This window comes from Syntrophotalea carbinolica DSM 2380, assembly GCF_000012885.1.
GTDB classification, from domain to species: Bacteria; Desulfobacterota; Desulfuromonadia; order Desulfuromonadales; family Syntrophotaleaceae; genus Syntrophotalea; species Syntrophotalea carbinolica.
Map to the genome: position 1 here is coordinate 3528744 of NC_007498.2, position 22655 is coordinate 3551398.

At 54.9% G+C, this 22655-nt stretch carries 25 protein-coding genes and 1 pseudogene; 15 read left to right on the forward strand and 11 right to left on the reverse strand.

Translation table 11 applies throughout. The annotated features are described in order from the left end of the window. Position 1 precedes the first annotated feature (1 nt). Positions 2-790 carry a TatD family hydrolase gene (locus PCAR_RS16285; protein WP_011342803.1) on the reverse strand — a complete coding sequence of 263 codons (789 nt, stop codon included), beginning with the start codon at positions 788-790 and terminating at the stop codon, positions 2-4. A 171-nt stretch (positions 791-961) separates the two neighbouring features. On the opposite strand from PCAR_RS16285, the gene PCAR_RS16290 reads away from it, so the two are divergent. From PCAR_RS16290 to PCAR_RS16325, 8 genes are all read left to right on the forward strand, one after another. Continuing rightward, complete coding sequence (locus PCAR_RS16290; RefSeq protein ID WP_011342804.1) at positions 962-1216, forward strand: TIGR03905 family TSCPD domain-containing protein; 255 nt, start codon at positions 962-964, stop codon at positions 1214-1216. A 339-nt stretch (positions 1217-1555) separates the two neighbouring features. Beyond that, positions 1556-2650, forward strand: a complete 1095-nt coding sequence (locus tag PCAR_RS16295) for a TRAP transporter substrate-binding protein (protein WP_011342805.1) — start codon at positions 1556-1558, stop codon at positions 2648-2650. Positions 2651-2662: 12 nt separating this feature from the next. Continuing rightward, a complete protein-coding gene (locus PCAR_RS16300; RefSeq protein WP_011342806.1) occupies positions 2663-3178 on the forward strand; it encodes a TRAP transporter small permease in 516 nt (171 codons plus the stop codon). Positions 3179-3193: 15 nt separating this feature from the next. Further along, positions 3194-4477 carry a TRAP transporter large permease gene (locus tag PCAR_RS16305; RefSeq protein ID WP_011342807.1) on the forward strand — a complete coding sequence of 428 codons (1284 nt, stop codon included), beginning with the start codon at positions 3194-3196 and terminating at the stop codon, positions 4475-4477. A gap of 27 nt (positions 4478-4504) precedes the next feature. Next, positions 4505-4927 (forward strand): universal stress protein, encoded by a 423-nt coding sequence (locus PCAR_RS16310; protein ID WP_011342808.1) that lies wholly within the window; start codon positions 4505-4507, stop codon positions 4925-4927. Between the two features lie 201 nt (positions 4928-5128). Beyond that, on the forward strand, positions 5129-5722 hold the full coding sequence (locus tag PCAR_RS16315) for a phospholipid scramblase-related protein (RefSeq protein WP_011342809.1): 594 nt from the start codon (positions 5129-5131) through the stop codon (positions 5720-5722). 33 nt (positions 5723-5755) lie between these two features. Continuing rightward, a complete protein-coding gene (locus PCAR_RS18175; RefSeq protein WP_011342810.1) occupies positions 5756-6736 on the forward strand; it encodes a hypothetical protein in 981 nt (326 codons plus the stop codon). A 54-nt stretch (positions 6737-6790) separates the two neighbouring features. Beyond that, positions 6791-7294, forward strand: coding sequence for a M48 family metallopeptidase (locus PCAR_RS16325; protein WP_011342811.1), 504 nt, complete (start codon positions 6791-6793; stop codon positions 7292-7294). A gap of 74 nt (positions 7295-7368) precedes the next feature. On the opposite strand, the gene PCAR_RS16330 is transcribed toward PCAR_RS16325, so the two are convergent. From PCAR_RS16330 to PCAR_RS16345, 4 genes are all read right to left on the reverse strand, one after another. Continuing rightward, positions 7369-8214, reverse strand: a complete 846-nt coding sequence (locus PCAR_RS16330) for a metal ABC transporter permease (protein ID WP_011342812.1) — start codon at positions 8212-8214, stop codon at positions 7369-7371. 8 nt (positions 8215-8222) lie between these two features. After that, positions 8223-8966, reverse strand: coding sequence for a metal ABC transporter ATP-binding protein (locus PCAR_RS16335; protein WP_041531429.1), 744 nt, complete (start codon positions 8964-8966; stop codon positions 8223-8225). Between the two features lies 1 nt (position 8967). After that, on the reverse strand, positions 8968-9876 hold the full coding sequence (locus PCAR_RS16340) for a metal ABC transporter solute-binding protein, Zn/Mn family (RefSeq protein WP_011342814.1): 909 nt from the start codon (positions 9874-9876) through the stop codon (positions 8968-8970). Positions 9877-9977: 101 nt separating this feature from the next. Continuing rightward, positions 9978-10604 carry a MarC family protein gene (locus tag PCAR_RS16345; RefSeq protein ID WP_011342815.1) on the reverse strand — a complete coding sequence of 209 codons (627 nt, stop codon included), beginning with the start codon at positions 10602-10604 and terminating at the stop codon, positions 9978-9980. A 418-nt stretch (positions 10605-11022) separates the two neighbouring features. Here PCAR_RS16345 and PCAR_RS16350 point away from each other — a divergent pair, with 418 nt between their 5' ends. The 5 genes from PCAR_RS16350 to PCAR_RS16370 all read left to right on the forward strand — a co-directional run bounded on the left by PCAR_RS16350 (position 11023) and on the right by PCAR_RS16370 (position 15302). Then, complete coding sequence (locus PCAR_RS16350) at positions 11023-11499, forward strand: YiiD C-terminal domain-containing protein (protein WP_011342816.1); 477 nt, start codon at positions 11023-11025, stop codon at positions 11497-11499. Positions 11500-11591: 92 nt separating this feature from the next. After that, positions 11592-12176 carry a MarC family protein gene (locus tag PCAR_RS16355; RefSeq protein ID WP_011342817.1) on the forward strand — a complete coding sequence of 195 codons (585 nt, stop codon included), beginning with the start codon at positions 11592-11594 and terminating at the stop codon, positions 12174-12176. A 25-nt stretch (positions 12177-12201) separates the two neighbouring features. After that, positions 12202-12864 (forward strand): L-fuculose-phosphate aldolase, encoded by a 663-nt coding sequence (locus PCAR_RS16360; RefSeq protein WP_011342818.1) that lies wholly within the window; start codon positions 12202-12204, stop codon positions 12862-12864. After that, positions 12857-14002, forward strand: coding sequence for a MalY/PatB family protein (locus PCAR_RS16365; RefSeq protein ID WP_011342819.1), 1146 nt, complete (start codon positions 12857-12859; stop codon positions 14000-14002). The genes PCAR_RS16360 and PCAR_RS16365 overlap by 8 nt, the downstream gene beginning before the upstream one ends. A gap of 178 nt (positions 14003-14180) precedes the next feature. After that, a complete protein-coding gene (locus PCAR_RS16370) occupies positions 14181-15302 on the forward strand; it encodes a hypothetical protein (RefSeq protein WP_011342820.1) in 1122 nt (373 codons plus the stop codon). A 284-nt stretch (positions 15303-15586) separates the two neighbouring features. Here the strand turns inward: PCAR_RS16370 and PCAR_RS16375 are convergent, their stop codons facing one another. Together PCAR_RS16375 and PCAR_RS18850 are read right to left on the reverse strand one after the other, a co-directional pair. Further along, positions 15587-16099, reverse strand: coding sequence for a hypothetical protein (locus PCAR_RS16375; RefSeq protein ID WP_011342821.1), 513 nt, complete (start codon positions 16097-16099; stop codon positions 15587-15589). A 439-nt stretch (positions 16100-16538) separates the two neighbouring features. Further along, a complete protein-coding gene (locus PCAR_RS18850) occupies positions 16539-16688 on the reverse strand; it encodes a hypothetical protein (protein ID WP_158447437.1) in 150 nt (49 codons plus the stop codon). Positions 16689-17353: 665 nt separating this feature from the next. Here PCAR_RS18850 and PCAR_RS16380 point away from each other — a divergent pair. Next, positions 17354-18601: a hypothetical protein gene (locus tag PCAR_RS16380; RefSeq protein WP_011342824.1), complete on the forward strand. Its 1248-nt coding sequence runs from the start codon at positions 17354-17356 to the stop codon at positions 18599-18601. 129 nt (positions 18602-18730) lie between these two features. Here PCAR_RS16380 and PCAR_RS16385 read toward each other — a convergent pair whose 3' ends face one another. Beyond that, the gene (locus PCAR_RS16385; RefSeq protein ID WP_011342825.1) at positions 18731-19093 is read right to left on the reverse strand and encodes a hypothetical protein; all 363 of its coding nucleotides are present in this window, start codon (positions 19091-19093) and stop codon (positions 18731-18733) included. After that, on the reverse strand, positions 19050-19391 hold the full coding sequence (locus PCAR_RS18855; RefSeq protein WP_158447438.1) for a hypothetical protein: 342 nt from the start codon (positions 19389-19391) through the stop codon (positions 19050-19052). The genes PCAR_RS16385 and PCAR_RS18855 overlap by 44 nt, the downstream gene beginning before the upstream one ends. Between PCAR_RS18855 and PCAR_RS16390 the strand changes: the two genes are divergently transcribed. Then, a complete protein-coding gene (locus tag PCAR_RS16390) occupies positions 19390-20064 on the forward strand; it encodes an HAD family hydrolase (protein ID WP_011342826.1) in 675 nt (224 codons plus the stop codon). The two genes, PCAR_RS18855 and PCAR_RS16390, sit on opposite strands and share 2 nt — an antisense overlap. 69 nt (positions 20065-20133) lie before the next feature. On the opposite strand, the pseudogene PCAR_RS16395 reads toward PCAR_RS16390, so the two are convergent. After that, positions 20134-20831, reverse strand: a pseudogene (locus tag PCAR_RS16395) (HEPN/Toprim-associated domain-containing protein). Positions 20832-21034: 203 nt separating this feature from the next. Beyond that, positions 21035-22585, reverse strand: coding sequence for a transposase (locus tag PCAR_RS16400; protein WP_011341110.1), 1551 nt, complete (start codon positions 22583-22585; stop codon positions 21035-21037). Positions 22586-22655 lie beyond the last annotated feature (70 nt).

The window sequence follows — 22655 nt, forward strand, 5'->3', positions numbered from 1 at the left end:
ATCATTCGGTACCAAGGCGCAGTAGCCGCAACGCATTAGCCGTGGTGATCCGGGCAGTAGTTTGTGGAGACCAATGCCGCAAAAAGCCGACCTGCTCGGCGATTACCCCGAGGTAACTGGGACGATTGGTTTGACCGCGAAAGGGGCTGGGCGCCAAGTCCGGCGCATCGCTTTCCAGCACGATCCAATCGGCGGGCAAGGCCTGCAGCACTTGCGGGGCCCGGCGGGCACCGGGCCAGGTCAACGGACCGCCGAAGGCCAGGCCGAAGCCAAGGCCCATGGCCGCGCGCGCGGTTTCCAGACTTCCGGAAAAACCGTGCCAGATACCACCGACCCGGTGCGCGGATTCCTGCCGCAGAATTTCCAGCAGACGGCCGGTAGCCTTACGGCAATGCAACACCACCGGAAGATCTGCCGCAATGGCTATACCTAATTGCTCCCGTAGGACCTGTTCCTGCACCGCAGCCGCCGGCATGCCGGGGCTGCCGTCGAGGCCGATCTCGCCCACGGCCGCGACAGACTCGCGGGAAAGCATTTCTTCGAGTACGGCTGCAAACTCGGAATTCCAGCTGGCGCTCGCCAGAGGGTGCGTCCCGGGGGCGGCAAGAGTGCCCGGTATGGATTCAACCATCGACAGCAGGGCATGCCAATCCCGGGGGTCGACGCCCGGCACCAGAAAGTGGCCGATGCCCACGCGTCGGGCCTGTGCCACTTCGGATATGGGGTCCATCTCCGCCGGCAGGCGATCGAGATGGACATGGGTGTCGAACAGCATTGAATATTTTTCCATGGTTCGAATATGCTAGCACAGGCACCGGTCCCGGGGAAGATACCCAAGTTCCGAAAACGCAGAGTGGGCAACATGCGCCACGCCTATATTCAAATATTCATATTGTAATATGTATTGCAGATGTGGTATTTTGTCGGCACTTTTATACCACTTGTATGACAGGAGATTGACATGAACATCCGATATCAAACTGAAAAAACCTGCGCCAAACTTATCGATATTCAACTTGAAGGTGACATCGTAACCGGCGTGCAATTTACCGGCGGTTGTTCCGGCAATGCCCAGGGTGTTGGGGCCCTGGTGAAAAATCGTCCCATAGGCGAAGTTGTCGACCTGTTGCGCGGTATCGACTGCGGCGGCAAGGGCACCAGCTGCCCCGATCAACTGGCAAAGGCTCTGCAAGAAACAGGTACCTCTTCATCGTAGCGAGAGAGCTAACCACAAACAAAGACTCTCGAATGAACATCCGACCTGTCTTTGCATAAACCCTTCCATACGGTTTTTCAAAAAAATGCGGCCTCCCCGTTCGCTCTGACAAAGGAGCGGCGGGGAGGATCGAACCTGTTAAAAAATCTCCGTAACCACACTCCTTCCTCGCCTCGTTCCGACAAAAAAACAGCCATTTTCGATCACGTTAGCAGCCGATTTTGCCCTTGATTTCCCGTTGGGTGGCAGCTAGACTCCCAACCACCTGCAAACAACAGAGTTTGATTCCCCCGTTTGAAATTTGTTTTCGGTAAATGCAAGATTCCCTGGAGGATGAGTATGAAGAAAACCGTGATGATGGCTGTGTTAATCCTGAGCGTCGTTTTCTGCGGACTTACGGGATGCCAGAAAGAGCAGGACCCATCCCAGCAGGAACCGTCGGCACCGGAAAAGGCCGCTGCTGCCAAAAAGGATCCGTTGGTTGGTTGGCAGCCGCAGTTTGATCCCTCTTCAGCCCAATATACCTACCTGTTGTCCAATCTTGATCATCCGACCATCGAAGGGGTGGCTGTCGGCTACCATATCCGCGACAAAGTATGGGAGCGCAGCGGCGGGCGGTTGTATGTCGATTACCGTCCCTTGTCTCAACTCGGTCAGGAGAAGGGCGTTCTGAGCAAACTGAAGCTCGGAGCAGTGCAAGGCGTACTCTGCTCTTCGGTGGCCGCCGCCAACATCTCGGATACCCTGGGTATCGTCAATCTACCCTTTGTTATCGATAGCGCGGACAAACTGGAGCAGTTCCGCAACGATCCCGAACTGTTCGATGAATTCCGCAACAGCGCCCTGCGTCAGGGGCTGATGGTCGTCGACATCACCAGCTACGGTTCCTACGGCTGGGCCACCAATACCCCGGTCCGCACCCTCGCCGAAGCCCGCCAGGTTAATTTCCGTATCGCCCAGGCGCCGGTCAACACCGATTTTTATCGCGCCTGGGGCATGAAATTCACGGTCATGCCCTGGGGTGACGTGCCTCAGGCCCTGCAGACCGGTGTAATCGACGGTCTCGATCATACTCCGACGGTCTGCAACATCACCCACAAGTTCGAGGTCGCCCGTTATTTCACACGTGTTGATTACGCTCAGGGACTGTTCATTCATCTCATGAACAAAGCCTGGCTCGAGCGCCTGCCCGAAGACCTGCGCCGGATACTGCTGGAAGTCATCGCCGAGGAGAGTGCCGCTGCGCGCCAGCGCGCTCGCGTGCAGCAGCAGGAGCAGATCGCTGCCGCCGAAGCTGTCGGCGTACAGTTTTTTGAACTGGCTGCCGAGGATCGCGCGGAGCTCATTCGGTTGAGCGAACCTGTTTATGCAACCTGGGGAGCGAAAATAGGGGCTGAATACCTGGCCAAAGTACGCCAGCGCCTGGCCCGATAAACGCTATTTATCATGACACGACGCATTCTGGAAAAATTTGATCGCCTGGTTGGCGGGATCGAAGATTGGGCGCTGTTTCTGAGCGTGATCCTGGCCTTGTTGGTGGCCCTGGCCAATGTGGCGCTGCGCAAATTAACACCTGTCAGCCTCTACTGGTCCGACGAAGTGGTGCGCAAAGCCATCTTTTTCTCGGCATTTATCGGTTGCAGTGCCGCGGTACGGCGCCGTGCGCTGATTCGCATTGACGCCCTGCCGCAGTTGTTGCCGGTATTGAAAAAGCCGCTGACATTATTGAGCCATCTGGGCGTGCTGCTTTTTGCAGCGGTGATCATACACCTCGGGTGGAAGTTTACCCTTGTCGCTTTTCACGATCCCTATGCCCGGACCTCGACGCTGCAGATTCGCGAATGGTGGTTCTATGCCGTTTTGCCCACCATGGGGGTTTTTCTGGCGGTGCATACCCTGCTGGTGATGATCGAAGATTGGTTCGGAAAACGTGACGGGGCCGATCCCGGTCCGGCCGCTTGACCAAGGACAGGCATTATGGATTCACAAGTTTTTATTATCCTGGCATTGCTGCTGGGCTGTCTCGCCACCACCGTTCCCGTCTTCATCTCGCTGTTTTTCGCAGGCCTGGTCGGCTTGATGGTAGCCGGCATCGATGCGCAGATCGTTGTCGAGGTGCTGTATCGCAGCATGGACAAATTCGCCTTGATCGTGGTGCTGTTTTTTGTACTGTGCGGCAACATCATGACCAGCGGCAGCATTGTGCAGAAGCTCATCAAAACCGCCGATGCGCTGGTCGGGTTTCTGCCCGGCGGCCTGGCCATGGCCGGGATACTGGCGTGCGGGTTTTTCGGCGCCATCTCCGGATCGACGGTAGCGACGGTAGTGGCCATCGGCGGCTTCATGATTCCGGCGCTGATCAAGCATGGCTACGATCCCGCGTTCAGTGTCGGCCTGATGACCACCGCACCGGTCTTGGGAGTGGTGATCCCGCCCTCCATTTCCATGATCCTTTATGCGATGATCTCCAACGATTCGCTGGAGGCGCTGTTCCTTACCGGGTTTGTGCCGGGCCTGATGATTATCGTGGCCATGTCCGTTTATGCCGGGCTGTTCTGCCGGCAGCGCGGCCAACAGACCCGCCGCCGCCCGTCCATGAAAGAACTGCTGGCGGTGCTGCGTGAAAGCATCTGGGCGCTGCTGTTGCCGGTATTGATCTTCGGCGGCATCTATTCAGGCATTTTCACCGCCAACGAAGCGGCCGTGGTCGCCTGTTTTTATGCGTTTGTGGTGGAAATTTTCATTCATAAGGACCTGCGCCTGCGGGACGTGAAAAAGGTGGTGGTGTCCTCGGCGATCACCTCCGCAACCTTGTTGGTAATCGTTTCCGGCGCCTCGGTCTTCGGCGAATATCTGACCTTTGAACAGATCCCGGAGCATATCGCCCAAGCGGTAGTCGGCAGCGTGCAAAGTCCCTGGGTTTTTCTGATGGCCGTCAACCTGCTGCTGCTGGTGGTGGGAATGTTCATGGACATCATATCCGCCACCCTGATCCTGACGCCGATCTTCTTGCCTCTGCTGAGCCGCTTCGGCATCGACAGCCTGCATTTCGGCCTGCTCATGACCCTCAATCTCGGCATCGGGTATTGTACCCCGCCGCTGGGCGTGTCGCTGTATATTTCCGGCGCCGTGGCCGACCGCAATTTGCTCTATGTATCCCGCGCGGTACTGCCGTTCCTGCTCATCCAGATCACTTTGTTGCTGCTTTTGACCTACATACCCGAACTGGTGCTGTGGTTGCCGCGCCTGGTGTACGGATAAGCTGGTTTCAGAGCAAGGAGAAGTGTTATGAAGATCCTTCTGCCCGTCAATCATTCGGAAATCAGCTCGCGGATCATCGAGGGGCTCGCGGAACGCATTCACTGGCTGCCGCCCGGCACCGTGACGCTGCTGCACGTGGTCGATATGGACCGGCTTGCGTACCGGATGATTCCCGACTTTCAACTGGAAATGGTCTCCGCCCAAGCCGCCGAGGCCGGCAGTGTTCTGCTGGAAAAGCAGGCCGCTTTGCTGCGGGAGGCAGGGTTCACGGTCGAGCTGCGTATGGAGACCGGGGCTCCCCGCGAAGTCATTCCGCGGATCGCCAACGACGAAAACTTCGCATTACTGGTACTCGGGCGTCGCAGCAGCGGCGAAGTGCGCGATGTCCTGTTCGGCAGCGTGACGAATCATGCCCTGCATCGGGTACGGTGCCCGGTTCTGCTGTTCTGATGTCACATGGCTCTCCAAGCCCCTGTGCGCAGCCGCTTCCTGACGATGGATGCGGCTGTTTTGGCTTTGGAGCGGCAAGCTTTTCCGATCACAGGATGATGGATAACTGTTTCCAAACCGTTGGTTTTCCCTTATGTTAATAGAACTTGAACGCAACCCGGCAAATATACGCCCGGTTTGTCCTATGGGAGGGAGGGTAACATGGAACGATTAACGAGCGCCGAAGGCCTGGTCGTCAGTCAGAAAAAAGAATGGGGCGAAATCCTTACGGGATTCGAAACCCGCAATCGCTACCGGATAATGGACACGCAGGGACAGGACCTGTTGCTCGCCGCCGAAGAGGGAGGTAACCTGCTGCTGCGCTGGTTTCTGAAGGCGTTACGCCCGTTCACGGTTCAGGTGCGGGGCATGGATAACAACAGTATGCTGCGGGTACGGCGCCCCTTCCGCTTCTTTTTCCACGAAGCGCAGATCAGCGATGCTGCAGGGAAGCCCCTTGGCACCATCCGCCGCCAATTTGCTCTGCTGCGGCGCATCTATACGGTAACCGATGCCCAGGGCAGGGATCTTTGCCAGTTGTTCGGCCCGATTCTGCGTCCCTGGACTTTCCAGGTTCTGCAGGGAGGAATCGAACAGGGAAAAATCTGTAAAAAATGGAGCGGGCTGCTCAAGGAAGGCTTTACCGATGCGGACAACTTCGGGGTAACCTTTCCGCCGGGCTGGAGCAACGAACACAAAGCCCTGCTCCTGGGAGCGGTATTTCTTATCGATTTTGTGCATTTCGAAAAACGCTGAAACGAACGCGGCAGTAATCATGGGGTGGCAGCAATGAAACCATGGCAAAGTTTGATCCTGGCAGCGTGCCTGGGGCTGTGCGGTTGTTCCGCGGCTGGTCAGGCCGAATCTACCGATGGCCTGCCGGTGCAGCGCAAAACGGCCGGCTACCAGACGGTTCTCGGTGTCGGGCACCTTGGTGCGGCAGAATTGACCGAAGCTTCGGGCCTTGCGGCCTCCCGGCAAACCGCCGGCGTGCTGTGGGCGGTAAATGACAGCGGCAATGCGCCGGAGCTGTTCGCCCTGGGACCCCGGGGGGAAGACCGCGGCACGGTGCGCGTGGCCGGCGTTAAGAATATCGACTGGGAAGACCTGGCATCCTTTTCCTGGCAGGGTCAGGCTTACCTGTTGGTAGCGGATGTCGGCGACAACCGGGCGATACGCCAGGAGGTACTGCTGCATGTTGTACCTGAACCGCAGCCCGGATCGGACGGACGTTTTTCCGGCACGGTCGCTCCGGCATGGAGCCTTCGTGTGCGTTTTGAAGACGGGTCGCGCGATTGCGAGGCGGTGGCGGTGGATCCGCAACAGGGGCAGATCTGGTTATTGAGCAAACGCACCAGCGCGCCGATCCTCTACCGATTGCCTCTACGGCCCACCGCCGAGGGGCAGCCGCAGACCGCCCGACGCACGGCCGAAATCGGCAACATTCCCGCCCCCGACAGCGAAGACCTGGCGCAGGTTTTCGGGCGTTTCCGTTCCTGGCCCACGGCTCTCGATATACGGGCTGACGGTCGGGCGGCGGTGATCCTCACTTATAAGGATGCCTACCTGTACTTACGCCACGGCACCGAACCGTGGGAGGCGGCCCTGGCCCGCACCCCGCAGATTCTTCGTTTGCCGGCCGCCGAACTGCTGCCCCAGCGCGAGGCAATCTGCTTCAGCGACGACAACTCCCTGCTGGTAACATCCGAAGGCCAGGGTGCCGGTCTCTACCGACTGCCCACCGGCCCTATCGACGCGTCCGCCCTGTAAGCGGGGCACCCGGCAAGGTCCTCCCCTCCGCAGGCAGAAAAGGCTTCCATATCGATGCATGACATGACATACCTGACCGGCTATCCGGAGGAACTGACCGGGCAAGTGGCCCAACTTATCGGGCAGAACAAACTGGGTGTTTTTTTAAAAAGCAAATACCCGGAGGTTCATGAAATCACCACCGATAAGGCCCTTTACGATTTTACCCTGGAGCTTAAAAACCGGTTTTTGCGCAAATCCCCGCCCTTGAGCAAAGTAACCTACGACAGCAAAATCAACGTGCTGCATAACGCGCTTGGGGTGCATGCCTTTGTTTCCCGGGTGCAGGGTCCCAAACTCAAGGCCAAACACGAGATTCGCATCGGCATGGTGTTCAAACAGGCGCCACTCGATTTTTTGCGAATGATCGTGGTTCACGAACTGGCCCACCTGAAAGAGAAGGACCACAATAAAGCTTTCTACAAACTCTGCAGATACATGGAGCCGGACTACCACCAGTTGGAATTCGACCTGCGCCTCTATCTGACGCAGCTAGAGCTGTTCGGGGAGCTTTACTGAAAAGGCAGGAGCACCGCAACAAGTGTCGAGGCAGCCATCCGCAGGGGTGGCTGCCTCGTTTTATTTGGGCGGCATCAGGACTGGGTGGCGCGGCGTATCTGCCACCACCGCCAGAGGCAGATCCCCAGCGAAGAGGCGAGGTAGGCCAGGCCGGTGAGCAATACGGTGGTGGCACCGGAGGGCAGATCGTACTGGTAAGACACCGCCAGACCGCCGGTGGTGAAAAGTGCGCCCAGCAAAGTGGCCAGCAGCATCATGCGGCTCAGGGAGTGTACATACTGACCGGCTATGGCGGCGGGCAATGCCAGCAGGGCGATAACCAGGATCAAACCGACGACCTGGATGAGGATCACCACGGTCAGGGCCACCAGGCACAACAGCAGCTGCGAAAAAAAGTTTACCGAAACCTGTCGCAGTTCGGCGAATTCCTCATCGAAAGATACCGCCAGCAGTTGCTTGAAAAACAGCACCACCAGCAGCACGATACCGACATCGAGCCAGAAGATCAGGTTCAGGTGGCTTTTCGGAATCATCAGAATATTGCCGAACAGGTAACTCATCAGGTCGACGTTATAGCCGGGGGTGCGGGCAATGAACAACACGCCCATGGCCATACCGACCGCCCACAAGGCGCTGATGGTGGTGTCCTCCTGTTTTTTCCAACGGATACTGACCCAGCCGATAATCAATGCCGCGACCAGGGCAGCTATGATGGCGCCGCCCACCGGACTGCGCCCCAGGAAATAAGCCAGCCCCATACCGCCGAGCACGGCGTGGGCAATGCCGCCGGCAATATAGCCGATGCGCCGTACCACCACGTAAGACCCGGCCACCCCGCAGGCGACGCTGGCCAGCAGACCGCCGAGCAGGGCATGCTGCATAAAAGGTTGCGAGACGAGAGCTTCCAGAAAAGTATGCATAAATATTCTCAGTGGGTATGAAGGATCGTATCGTGATGCACGGCCCGTAACGGTCCACCGTAGAGCTGTTCGATCATCTCGCCGGTGATTTCCGAAGTGGCGTGGCAGACCAGAGTGCGATTGAGACAGGCGACACGGGTGATATAGCGGGTAATAAAGCCGATATCGTGGGAGACCACCAGCACCGTAAGCCGTTGATTGAGGCGCTTGAGCAGTTCGAAAACACCCTCCTCGATTTTAGGGTCGATGTGTGCGGTCGGTTCATCGAGAATCAACACCTCCGGCTGGCAGGCCAGTGCACGGGCGATAAGGACACGCTGTAGCTGTCCGCCGGAAAGGGCGGTAAGGGGGCGCTTGGCCAGGTCGGCAAGTTCCACTTCTTCCAGAGCCTGCTGAGCCCGTTGGTAATCCTGGCGCCGGTAGCCGCCGATCAGGCGGGTTTTGCCGAGCCGCCCCTGCAGAACCGTCTCGCGGACGCTGATCGGGAAGTTGCGGTCGAAGGTGGCGAATTGCGGCACATACCCGATACGCAGGCGCGCTTCGGCCGGCGTGGTACCGAATATCGAAACCTCGCCTTTTTGCGGTTCCAGCAGGCCCAGCATAATCTTGAGCAGGGTACTCTTGCCACTGCCGTTGGGCCCTACAATGCCGAGAAATTCCTGCTCATGCACCGTCAGGCTTACGTCCTTCAGCACCAGGTGCTCTTCATAGCGGAAAGAGACGTCTTTTAGAGATATGATGGCATCGCTCATGTCATTTTTCCAGAACGGTAAAGAAGGCATCGGCAGCCTTACGCAGGTTTTCGATATAGTTTTCCGCCAGCGGATCGATGGCCACCACCTTACCGCCGATGGCACGGGCCACGGTGGTGGCGGTGGCACGACTGAACTGCTGCTGGACAAAAATCACGCGAATATTTTTCTTCCTGGCCATGGCGATAATGCCGGCCAACGCCCGAGGTCCGGGCTCTTTACCCTCCGCTTCGATGGCGATCTGCTGCAATCCGTAGGCATCGGCAAAATACCCCCAGGACGGATGAAAAACCAGGAATTTACGGTGCGCAACCCGGTCCAGCCGGTTGTGCAGTTCGCTATCGAGACGCGTCAGATCGGCCGCCAGCGATGCGTAGCCGGCCTGGTAATCTCGGGCATGGGACGGGTCGAAGGCTGTCAGCGCGGCACGGATGTGCTCGGCAATGATGCGGGCCGCTATCGGGCTGGTCCAGATATGGGGGTCCCGGTGGTTGTCACGATGCGTAACGGCAGCACCCTTTGTATCATGGTCATCGTCATGATGATGTTGTTCGAGGCGGCGCACATCAACGCCATCGCGCAGATCGACAATGCGCATGCGTTGGTTGAGATCGACGAGCCGCGGCATCCAGACCCGCTCGAAAGGAACTCCCACCCGAAAATAGAGATCCGCCTGCCCCAGCCGGCTCATCTGTCTCGGGGCCGGCTCATAGGTGGCCGGGCTTTGGCCGGGACCAACCATAACTTCAGTGATGACGTGGGCCCCGCCGACCCGTTCGACAAAATACTTAAGCGGCAGTACGCTGACGAATACCTGTACCGGCCTGCCGCCCGATTCGATGGCGTAGGCCGTAGTCGCCACGGGAAACAGGCTTAACAAAACAATCAGCACCAGCGTCCATCGCGTCATGAGTTCGATCTCCGTTTATGACACGCCCCGCTTACATGCGGCAGCGTTGAAAAATCTGAGTATCATAAAATATTGCCGGTGTCCTACAGACCTGGCAAGGGTCAGGCGACACCTTTGAGAAGTCCCTGCACATACCCCGTCAGACCGTGCATGATCAGCGCCACGGCTTTGGCCGCCAGAAAAATATACAGTAACCGGGGAATGATCATGGCGGCATATCCGCCGATAACCCGCATCAGGGAGTGGGCACTGCTGGCAATCAGGTAAACGATGATGCAGCTGACGGAGGATACGGCCAGCATGTGGAGCGGCGGTCGATTCTGGGCCAGTATAATGGTCACGGCCAAAGTGCCCGGGCCGACGATAATCGGAAAAGCCAGAGGAAAAATGGCGCGGGTACGGAAATCATCGGACAACAGGTTGTAACTCAAAGACCCGGTCATAACGCCGCGCACCGCCACGATAAACAGTAAAATTCCACCGGCAATACGGAATTCGTCGAGGGTCACTTCAAACAGATTTTTCAGACTCCAGTCGCCGAGCAGGGCAAAACCGATGATCATGGCTGCGGCGGTACCGACACCGAGCTGAATCATGGCGCGGCGCTTGGAGAAATCCATCCCCGAGGTCAGGTCGCGGTAGACCGGGATGTTGCCGAGAGGATTGATGACGGCCAGCAACAGCAGGGCATCGTGCAGCAACAGGGTGAAAAAACCGAGGTTGGGCATACGGGACTCCCGGAAGCCATCGGGCCTGGTCTGGCCGGATATTTTCCCAAGAAAGCTGTCGGACACGATTTGTGCAACGATGGAACAAAGTCTAACATAGCCCTTTTCTCATTACAGCAATATATTTGCAGCCCCTGCGAACTGCCTGGTAATTCTCCCCGGAACCGGGGCGTTTTCGAGCATGTGTTTGTGCCGGATAAAGGCTTGACATGTCCGGGAGCAAAAGACTAGAAAAAAGAACCTTCAGGCGTATCAGGGCATACCCGACATCGGGCCAAAAGCTCTTGATAACCATCGCCATGACCGGGGGCAGGTCAAAATGACCTGGCCCCTTACTGTTTCTGCAGGACGGAGCGATGGCCGCCGCATGGTCACCGGGTCCGAAAAACCTCGCCCCGGCCGGAGGAAGGAGCGCAGCATGATTGATGAAACAGCACAACAACTCAACGAGCGGTTCTATCGTCAGATCCCGATGACCCGTCATATGGGGCTTCGCATCACCGCCTGGGACGGACAGGTGTTGCGCATGGACGCCCCCCTGGCTCCCAACATCAACGACAAAGGCACCGGCTTTGCCGGATCCCTGGCCACGCTGGCCACCTTTGCCGCTTGGGCGGCGGCCACCCTGCTGGCCGAAAAAATAACGGCACAAGCCTGCGAGGCTGCGGTCTTTGAAAGCGATATCCGCTACCTGCTGCCGGTTAACGGGGATTTTTATGTAGAGGTCCCGGTTCCGGAGGAAGAGGCCATGCAGGCGTTTAAAGGGTCTTTGCAGAATCGGGGCCGCGCCAAACTGGCCTTGAACGCCGTCATTTTCCAGGATGGGGAAGAAAAAGTACGTTACCGCGGCCGCTACGCCGTGAGGGTGAGACCCTCCCAGGGTTCCATTGAATGAAGATTGGTGCTAACTTTCAAGTTCAGGTGTTACACTGGCAACTGACCCGAACCGCCCCGGTTTCGTTCACAACCTGACATCGAAGAGTGCCCATGTTTCTTAACATCTATCTCAAGTTGTTTGTCATCCTCACGCCGTTTTTCGTGATGTCGGCATTTTTGTCCCTAACCCGCGGTTTCAGCTCCACCGAACGCCAGAAAGCCGCGGGCAAGGTGACGGTGGCCATCATCCTGTCGGTGTTCGTCATCTACCTGTTCGGCAGACATATCTTTGCCCTGTTCGGCATCACTCTCGATGCCTTTCGCATTGGCGCCGGCGCCGTGCTGTTCCTTTCGGCCGTCAACATGGTGCGCGGCCCGACAGCCGTGACACCGCCGACACCCGGCGAGGATGTGGCCGTGGTGCCGCTGGCCATTCCCATCGCCGTGGGGCCGGGGACCATCGGTGCTTTGCTGGTCATGGCCGCGGAACCCAAAAGCCTGACGGCACGGCTGGTTACGGCCGGCGCCATGCTGGCCGCCATCGCCACCGTCGGCCTGTTGTTGAGCATGGCCGGCCGCCTGGAGCGATTGGTGGGACAGCAGGGGCTGACCATTCTGACCAAGTTGACCGGCCTGTTCGTATCGGCCATTGCGGCACAGATTTTCTTTACCGGTTTGAAAAATTTCCTGGCCTGAACCCCTGCCCTCAAGGATACATACCATGACTATCGATAAACAACGCGAAGCCATCCTCAAATACGGACGCAAGATGCTCACTTCGCAGCTGACCACCGGCGCGGGCGGCAACCTGAGTATCTGCGACCGAACCAGCGGCCGTGTTGCCATCAGTCCCAGCGGTATCGAATATTTCGACATGAAGCCGGAAGACGTGGTCATTACCGACCTGAACGGACAGGTACTCGAAGGAAAATATAAGCCTTCCAGCGAACTCGGTTTCCATCTGGCGCTGTACCGTGAGCGACAGGATGTAAACGCCGTGGTCCATACCCACTCGGTATATGCCACCACCATGGCCTGCCTCGGCTGGGAAATTCCGGCGGTGCACTATCTGGTCGGTTTCTCCGGCTACAAGGTGCCGGTGGCTCCCTACGCCACCTTCGGCACTGACGAGCTGGCCCAAAACGTCGCCAAAGGCATCGGCGCCTACAATGCCGTCCTGCTCGCCAACCATGGTCTGGTCGCCGTCGGCAGCGACATCGGGCGGGCCTTTAACACCGCCGAGGAGATCGAGCTGGTGGCGCGTATCTACTACCAGACCAAAGCGGTGGGTGAGCCGGTGATCCTCCCGGACCAGGAGATGGAACGGGTGCTGGCCAAATTTGCAACCTACGGCCAGTCGCCGAAGGATACCGACCATGTTTGATTTCGACAGGATTTCGGATCGGCACGGCACCGGCTCCCTCAAATGGGATCGTTATGCCGGACGGGATGTGCTTCCGCTGTGGGTGGCGGATATGGATTTTAGCGCGCCGCCGGCGGTACTCGACGCCCTGCAGCAGCGTGCCGCCCACGGCATCTTCGGCTATACCCATGCCCCGACCGAACTGGTCGAGGTCATCCGGGAACGGCTGTGGCAGCGCTACCACTGGCGGGTGGAGGCCGAAACGCTGGTCTGGTTGCCGGGGTTGGTGGTCGGGATCAATGTCGCCTGCCGGGCGGTGGGCGGTACAGGCAGCGAAGTGCTGACCATGACCCCCATCTATCCGCCGTTTCTGTCCGCGCCGGGATTGTCGGAACGTACCCTGGTGACTATCCCCATGGTGCAGGAGGGTGCGCAGTGGCTCATCGATTTCGACGCCATGGAAAAGGCTGTGACTCCGGCTGCCCGTCTGCTGTTGCTGTGCAGCCCGCAGAACCCCACCGGCCGGGTTTTCACCCGGAAGGAACTGGAACAGCTGGCCGATTTCTGCCAGCGCCACAATCTGGTGCTCTGCTCCGATGAAATCCATTGCGATCTGGTACTGGAACCGGGCATCGAGCATATCCCCACGGCGTCTCTCGATGCCGACGTGGCAGCCCGTACCATCACCCTGATGGCGCCGAGCAAAACCTTTAACCTGCCGGGCCTGAACTGCGCCTTCGCCATTATCCCCGACGCCGGATTGCGGGGCCGCTTTCAGCGCGCCATGGCCGGGATCGTGCCCTATGTGAATCTTTTCGGTTATGTCGGCGCTCTGGCCGCTTATCGCGACAGCGGCGACTGGCATGCGGCGTTGCTCGATTATCTGCGTGACAATCGAAATCTGGTACTTGACGCCGTGGCCGCCATGCCGGGATTGCAAGTCACTCGCGGCGAAGCGACCTATCTGACCTGGATCGATGCGCGTAGCACCGGTCTCGAAGACCCGGCCGGGTTCTTCGAACAGGCCGGCGTGGGTCTGTCCGATGGACGGGAATTCGGCGCGCCGGGGTTTGTGCGGCTCAATTTCGGTTGTCCGAGGGTGGTGTTGCAGCAGGCGCTGGAACGGATGCGGAAGGCGTTGGTGGCAAATTGCAGGTGACAGGTCCCCGTTTTGAGCCGTTCAGCCCTTAACATCCAAAACCGGCTGAACGGGCATTTCGTTTTGACTCATTCTGCAGCGCCGATATTGGTTAACAGCACATATTCGAATTATTGATCATCATTTAGGGGTATGCTTCATTCCCCCTGAACCATAATATTGAAACGGATTACATTTCATGTCCCTTTACCGAGAAGCCATCAGCGAACTGGTCGTTAACCTGCCACGCCGCGATCTGCGCACCATGATACGTACGGTGCGCGCCCTGTATCGCCTCAGCACACAGGCCGCCTATCGTCAGGCCGTGTTGCCGCAACTGCCGGAAGCGGCGCGTTTCGATCCGGGACATAACGCGGTCATGATGGGGTACGATTTTCATCTGACCGAGGAGGGTCCACGCCTTATCGAGGTCAACACCAATGCCGGCGGCGCGTTGCTGTCCTATCTGGCGCATCATGCAGATGAAGCTTCGGCCCGAAAAGGCATGAGCGATAAACTCAAAAAAGCTTTTCTCGGACCCTTTGCACAGGAGATGCAAGCCTTCTCCCAGGGGCGTCAGGATCGACCCCGGCATATCGCCATTATCGACGAGGCCCCCCAGGAGCAATTCCTCTATCATGAAATGGAGGTCTTTGCCGATTTGTTTCGCGACTGGGGCGTCGATGCGCAGGTGGTCGATCCCCAGCGCCTGCAGGCCGATGCCGAGCGTGTGACACTTGACGGCGCTGAAGTCGATCTGATCTATAACCGGCATTGCGATTTTTATCTGGAAGAGCCCGCCATGGCCGGCATTCGCGCCGCCTACCTGGCCGGCCGGGTCTGTCTGACCCCCAACCCCTTCGTTTACGGATTGCTGGGCGACAAGCGGCGCATGGTGCTGTGGTCCGACCCTGCGGCCCTTGCCGAACTCGGCGTCGAGGAGGGAGATATCGCCCTGTTGCAACAGGGCGTACCGGTCAGCCGTCTGCTGCAGACCCAGGATCCGGATGTCATCTGGAAAGAGCGGCGCGGGTGGGTATTCAAACCCGTCGACCGGTTCGGCAGTCGCGGAGTGCTGGTCGGCGAAAAGATCTCGCGCAAACGCTTCAATGAGCTCGATACCGCCACCACCCTGGTACAGCAACTGGTTGCGCCTTCTCTGACTCCGGCGGCGGCCGACGAGAAACCGATGAAAACCGATCTGCGGTTGTTTGTTTACCGCGACCGGGTGGTTGGCATCGGTGCCCGCCTGTATCGCGGTCAGGTGACCAATCTGCGTACCGAAGGGGGAGGATTTGCGCGGGTGAAGGTGGTTTTGTGAATCTTTTTCAGCGGACCGCTTGCCCTTAGATGGCATTTCCTATATATTTATAAAATCATATATAGGAGGTCTCAGTGGAAATTCTCTGGCTTATCGGGATTATCGTTATCTGGTTCGTGCTCAACCGCTGGGTTCTGCCCAAATTCGGTGTGCAAACCTGAATGTCTGACAGTTGCAGCCTCCCGGTTCGGGAGGAGAAAAAAAATGATTCGGAAGACGATAAAAAGGGGGCCTGAAAAGGCCCCCTTTTTTAGATCGCAGGCATGTGACCTGCCCCTGTTTTCTCAAGAGTCTTCCTCTATTCTCCTGTATACTGAAGCGTTATTGAAAAGCTCTTTGTTGTCCTTGTGTTTCAGGAATGATGCCCTCAGTTCATATGTTGTTTTCAGATTATCATCAACAAGCTCTTCATTGATATTTTCGATTTTCAGTTTATCCCCCGCAAGTTGATACGATACAACATTAAAACGCAAGTCATATGGGGCTGGTGAGCCATCATTATCCCCAATGACCTGAAGTTGCACACAATTTACCCCCCCGATTTTGATGGGATAGGCCCGAAAATACGTTCCGTTATTTCCGGTAGGGAAGGAAACCAGGTATTCGGTGTCCGAATACTTGAGAATTACCATACGATCATCCTGCGTTGCCTTCTCTCCCTCTTTCGGAATTCGCTCCCACCAACCAAGTACAGCAGAGTCGATAGCGATGCTGTGCTCTTCGGTCAACGGAGATTCGTATTTGCAACCGGAAAACAGCAAAACCGCCAGGCTCAAAAAGATCATGATACTCTTCATTCCGACATCTTCTCCTTTTTCAAAGCTAACGCCGCAGCTGTAAGGCGCAACCGTTTTTGCCCCCTTACAAGTGGCTTGTTTTCATTTGATATCCAGGATTTAAATATGGAGCTTGGCACCGGACCAAGGATAGTTCTCTGCCCGCTTGGTCATCCCAAACAGAGAATACCGTGCAGGGTATTTGTCGAGTTGCGTCAGATCTGCCCGGCGACCTTCATCACCGAAAAAGGTCGTCGAGCGATGATTGTCACGCCAGGTTATGTGGTGCGGGTAGCCAGGAACTGGCTATGCGAGCCATTCTAGGCAAAAGCCAAAGCATAAGAAAGGAATTTAACAGACTGCTCCAACAAAACACAAAGTCCCCGCCCGGAGGCGAGGACTTTATTATCATCTGCGGCAGCGCAAGACCGCCATTTTTCTTTTTGAAATTTATCCTCTATCAGGGCTCGGGATCGTTCGGCATATTGAACTCATGGCCGCACATCGGGCATTTTACCATTCCATCATGCATATTGGTTCCGGTTGTCGCGCAACCGGCCAGAATGAGAGCGGCTACCAGCAATCCAAACAGGACTTTAACGCGTTTCATAACCATATCTCCTTCCTCGTCTTCCTGCCTCAGGTGGAAAGTTTTTGGTTTACTAAAACGGCAAACCATACAGTTACGTAGGATCATTATACCCCGTTTTGAATATTTTTTTCTAAAAAAACCCCAACTTCCGATGATTTAGAGTGCCATTGTAACCACGGCAGGGGGGTATTTGGTAACACTCCCCCCTGTTTTCTTTGAGACTTCTGACAATTTTCAAAAAGTTGTGTTGCACGATATATCAATCTATACCCCCGCCCTTTGGTCAAGAAACTAGCCGCCCTCTGAAAATATTTCATCAAAATACCATTCAGAAACAATAGGAATCGATGCAGGTCATTACAAAACTAATAATCAGACAAAAAACCTTTTAAATGTTCGCTTTCCTTGACTTGCTGCGGATATTTCATAGGCCATTAACGGATAAGTACGCGCCCCGCAGGCATTTGTAGAAAATTCTAAAATATGATAGATCTGTAATGATTTGTTGCGGGTAAGCACATAAAAGAGGGGGAAATAAACTGCCCGCATATGACATTGCAGGGGGCATGTTGCAACACGGATCAAATCAGCCCCCAATTTTCTCGTCATTTTTTTGTGACATATTTTTCACGAATATTATGCAGGGAAGTCGTTAAATATCTTTTCCAAAAAAGGGGGAATTTATGCGCCCGAGAATTGTTCTCATGCTTCTGTTGTTGTTTGTCTTCTCCGCCGCTGGAACCTATGCAACAGAGGGGCATACAGTGACCGTCGTTAAACCTCTGACCCTTCATCCCAGAGTCAGCAAAAACAACCCTTATTCCGTTGTTATCCCCCTGGATCTCAAATACACGGGGAGGATCAGTCTGGCCATGGACGTTTCCCGCCTCGGGAAGGGGAAAATCACTGGAGTGATGAACGGTCCCTTCCGTTTTCTTCTTTTGGATCCTGAATACAAGAATCATTCAAAGCCCGGAAAAATTAACAAAAGTTTTATGCTGAAAAATATGCGTTTCGGTGACCAGAAAAAAGCGCGCTTGGAGTACTTTATCGACGACCCCGAGCTGGAAAGGCTCAACGGCAAATATGAGTTGATGATCTCAAATTTTACCGACGGCACCTTCAAGGGGGATTATCAGCTCAGCTACCCCGGTTCCAGGGAAGAGGCGGCAAAAAACAGGAACACCCCTTTCGGCAAATACCCGGACCTGCGGATTACCGACATGACCCTCGACAAGAAAAACAACGTGGTGATCACCCTGGTCAACAGCGGCAGGGAAGGTGTTCCTGCAAAAGCCTGGAAGGTGGAGGGCAGGGCAGCGGAGACCCTGGGACTGCTTGTTGATGGTAAATTCTGGGGAGGAGCGGGACTCAAAATTTTTGACCCGGAGAAAAAATTACGCAAGGTTGGGGAACCTGTCAGTTTTGTGATGAATTATCGGGTCAGCAAAAAGACCCGCCTGACCGCCCGCATCTCCGGGGGAGTCAGAGAAAGAAGCAAGGACAACAATGAGCTGACCAAGGTTCTCGACCCGGGCCAGGGGAGAAACAATGACCTTGCCGTCAGCGCACTGGCCCTGGACGCAGAGAACCATATTGTCGTCACCGTGGAGAATACCGGAACCGACCGCCTAGATCCGATGTTCTGGAAGGCCACAAAGAAAAACGCCTGTTCCCTGAGTCTGAAAATCAACGGCAAGCCCTGGGGCGGAGCGACGCTGGCCGCTATTGACCCGGACCGGAAACTGCGCCGTCCCGGAGGCACGGCCTCCTATACCTGCGGTTATACCGTCAAAAAGAAAACCCGGGTATCCGCGGTGATCGATTCGCTGTCCAACTTTACGGAAACCGATGAACGTAATAATAAACGGACAGAGGTGCTGGATCCTGCGCCGGTGATGTTGAAACCAGCCCCTCTTCTCAAACAGTAACAGGCACAAACAAAACAGAAGGGATTAATCACATTTTTTGTGCATGCGGATCAACTGCACAGGGGCCAATAGTTTGCCGTGGCAAATTATTGGCCCCTTGTGTTTGTTTCAATCCATAGTTGTCCCCAGCTATTCCAAACATGACATTATGGATTCCGATAATTCTTCCAATGCTTCCTCATATTTTTTAACTATCCCGATTTTTACAACATATGTATCTGTCTCTATAACTTCTAAGGTAACCAATGTGTTGCCATTGCCGATATCGGTAAAGTTAATGTCGGCTTTTTTGGGAAGAGTGGTTTTTGAGACAAAAAATTCACCCAGAAATCTTGATTTCAAAAGAGACCCAAAGCCGCACTCTATATGATCGTTTTCTGACTTTATAATATTCCCTTTAAGGAGCTGAAGCTTTGACAAAACGATTTCCTTAGCTTCAAGAATAGATTTATCGACAGTCATTTCCTTGTGGATTTTTCTTATTCCGCCCATTTTCTTCTCCTACAAAAGCATAACGGTTGTGATGAGCGGACGCGTGTAACGCAATCTGTTTTAGAAAACCAGCACTATTCGGAAGTGTCCCTATTTGATTTTTTAGAAACGCATAATCGCAGGGGCGTTTTACATTAATCCAACAAAAGGTTAACTCGCCGGAACATAAAAAGGAGTTGACTCTAAAGCAGCTTAATACCCCATCAATGATGGGTAACAATTTTTTCCCAGGTGCAATTCCCGACACAGCCAAAATTGCATTTTGCCCAATCCTCCTTAAAAACAAGGTAATATTCATGGAAAATCTGGCGATGTTTGATCTTGACGGGACACTCATTGATACCAGCGATTTGCTTTTTGAAGGCATACCTCATGTCATCAAAGAATTTCTCGGTATAAACGTAGCGAAAGAAGAATATATTGACTTGTGGGGATTGGATATAAATTTGATTTTTACAAGATTTGCCAAACGTGCAAATAAATACAGCAGCCGCAAGATTGATGCAATGTTTTCATTTTATGAAGATTGGTACATAAAAAATCATGCGAAGTATGTCAAACCCTACGAAGGAATCCGAGAAGTTTTAGAGTTTCTCAAGCATGACAAGTACATGAAAATCGGCATTGTCACAACCCGCACCTTGAAAAGAGCGAATATGGCTTACGATCTCGAATGGGGGCATCTCATCGATTTTGTCGTCGGTGGAGACATGGTTGCCCACAAAAAACCGGCACCCGATAGTATCAACTTTGCCGTAGAGTCTTTGAATGCCCAAGCGGGATCACACTTTTTCATAGGCGACAACAAATCGGATATCCTCGCTGCCAAGAGTTCATCCTACAAAGTAGCCAGCCTTGGCGCTCTATGGGGAGCCGAGCATCCCGCTGACCTAAAAAGTGAAAATCCCGATAAAGTGTTTACCGATCCTCATAGTTTTTATCATTGGCTGGCAAGCGAATACCACGGATGAGGGAAATTAGCGCTATTCGGGAGTGTTTCTACTTAGTTTTTTAGGAACGCATAATCGCATGGGCGTCCCCTACTTCATGAGGAATGTCTCCGTTCGCCGAGCATTAGGCATGAACTCACTCTCTGTTGCCCACCCCGCTTGCACCAAAGGCCCATATTGCCAATCTACGGAGGCCTCCTTATTCGCCTTTGCTTCTGCGAAGAGGCGCAGAAGCGAATATGGGTGAAGGATATCCACCAAAGCGGTGAAAAAGCTTCGCTCAGAATAGGCTTGGATATCATAAGATTGGTAAAGGGGAATCCGCTCAAGCTGAAATCCGATGAATCGCCCTAGAATCTTCCTTTCGCTTGCTTCGTCAAAACCCGATATGAAGGTGTCATCGAGCTCCGCGAGCGGGTGCGCGCTGGCAAACTCTCGAAACTCATCAAAGTTCATCAGCTCAGGAGTAGGCTCATCATCGTCTTCTTGAAGTGACCGCCTCTCCTCCAACCAGTCTTGTGCAACGAACTCATACTCACGGCGAACACGTTCCAGATTAAAACCTAGGAGTTCTAGACGCGGGACGATGTCCTTGAGTGGGCGAGTAAATGCCATCTCAGAAGGTGTCGGATCCTCCCCCTCTTCTTTGTACCAATCGTAGTTAAGTTGATCGCTTTTTATTGCTTCCGGTCTTTCTCCTGAAAAAGAGACCCGTGATCAATTCCACGATGATTCTTGCTGTAAGTGACTGATGCCCCGCCACAATCAAGCGTGATTTCCGTACCCACGTAGTCTCCTCTCGAACGCCTAACGAGCCTGTAGAAAAACCATTTTGACTGAACCTGTTTTCCGTCAATCTATTCTTCTCGGCCCCGATTCCTATTTTAAGTTCTCTTCGGTTTCCTTCGCCTTATTCTCTCTAAAACGACTCCACAAACCGTACAAAGAAGAAGCTTTTACTCCATCTAGACCCGGATTTCCCGCTTTTACCCTACAAAGTCCATCCATACCGATGAATCTTGCCGATATTGTGGAGCATTGTCATCAATTTCCATTGCCCATCGACTTTGGTGCGACCACGCAGGGAAAACCGTCGCAGCCCAAGCGTTTCGCGCAGATTGCCAAAGACAGGTTCGACGATGCCCAGGCGTTGCCCGTAAATGTGGCGACCGAACACGGAATCGATCTTCTGTTTCATCCGCTCGATGATGCCGATCTTGGGACTCGATAGCGTCTCCAGCAGCACGTTGACCTGGCGGGCTCCTTTTTGGCGGATGTCTCGCAAGCATTGGCTCCGCTTTGCACAGCGATCACAATCAGCCTGATAGCCCATGAATTGCATGAATAAACGCTCGCCGATCTTGGCTTTGGCGCACTTGAGCCACAGAGGGTTACCGGCCGGACAGGCGCAGGTCTTGTTGGCAAGATCGACCTGAAAGTCGCTGACGCTGAAGCGTTTTTTTGGGTGGCTCTTTGACGCACCGGAGTCTTGGGGCTTGTGACGTGACGCGGTCTTGAAACGGGGATCGCGGGAGCGAAAACCAGGATCGGCGATATAGCCGTCTATGCCTTCTGCTTCCAGATGCTCCAGAGTCTGTCCGCTATGAAAACCACTATCGGCCAGGATTTTGGCCTCGCTAAGAATCTCGTCACCACAGTTATGATAGTTACCGTTGAAGGCCTTGCGGATGCCCTCAAGCATCGGTTCGAGCAACCCATGCTCCTGTCCCGTACCGAAGGCTTCGGCATGCACCACCACCTGATGCTCGGCATCGACCGCGGCGACGCCAGTGTAGCCCTGAAGCACGCCGTGGCTGGTCTTCATCTTGGCGCTGTCGTTGTCGGTGATGTTGCTTTTCACTTCCTTGCCGCGACGACCCTGGCGTTTTTTGTTTTCGGTCAGGAACTTCTTGATCTTACGACTGGCCTTGGTCAGAGTCTCTTTCTGCTTTTCCTCCCGCTGCCGCATGGTCGGATCGGGCGGCCCCTTTTTATCTTCTTCGCGGTGCTTGTTGAGCAGAAAGCGTACGGCCCGGTCGATCTTCTTGGCTTTCTTTTTCAAATCGTCGTGGGTGCCGCTCCACTCCTTGGAGGCGTTCGATGGCATCTTGCAACCGTCGACGGCGAACATCTCATGACCAATCAGCCCCAGGGCATCGCAAACCATCAGCACCTGATGAAACAGATCGGCAATCTGTTTGGCAGACCCGGAGATGAAGTCGGCAATGGTGGTGAAATGCGGACGGCTGTCGGCGGACAGGGCCATAAAGATCACGTTTTCACGGCACAGTGCTTCGATCTTGCGACTGCTAGTAACCCCGCGCGAATAGGCCAGCAGCACAATCTTCAGCAGAATGGCCGGATCGTAGGCGGGACGGCCGGCTTCGTCGTTGTTGAATTTACTGTTGAAAATACTCAGGTCGAGTTCGTTGTCGACCAGGTAGTGCAGGGAATACTCGAAGGTGCCGGGCAGGATCTGCTGTTCGAAATCCACCGGCAACATAACGGTTTGCTTGTAGTCGTAGGGTTTGAAACGAGCCATGAGAAAAACCCCTTTAGCATTTCATGAATTTTTTCGCATTCTAACACGTTTTTGGGTTTTCCTACAGCCT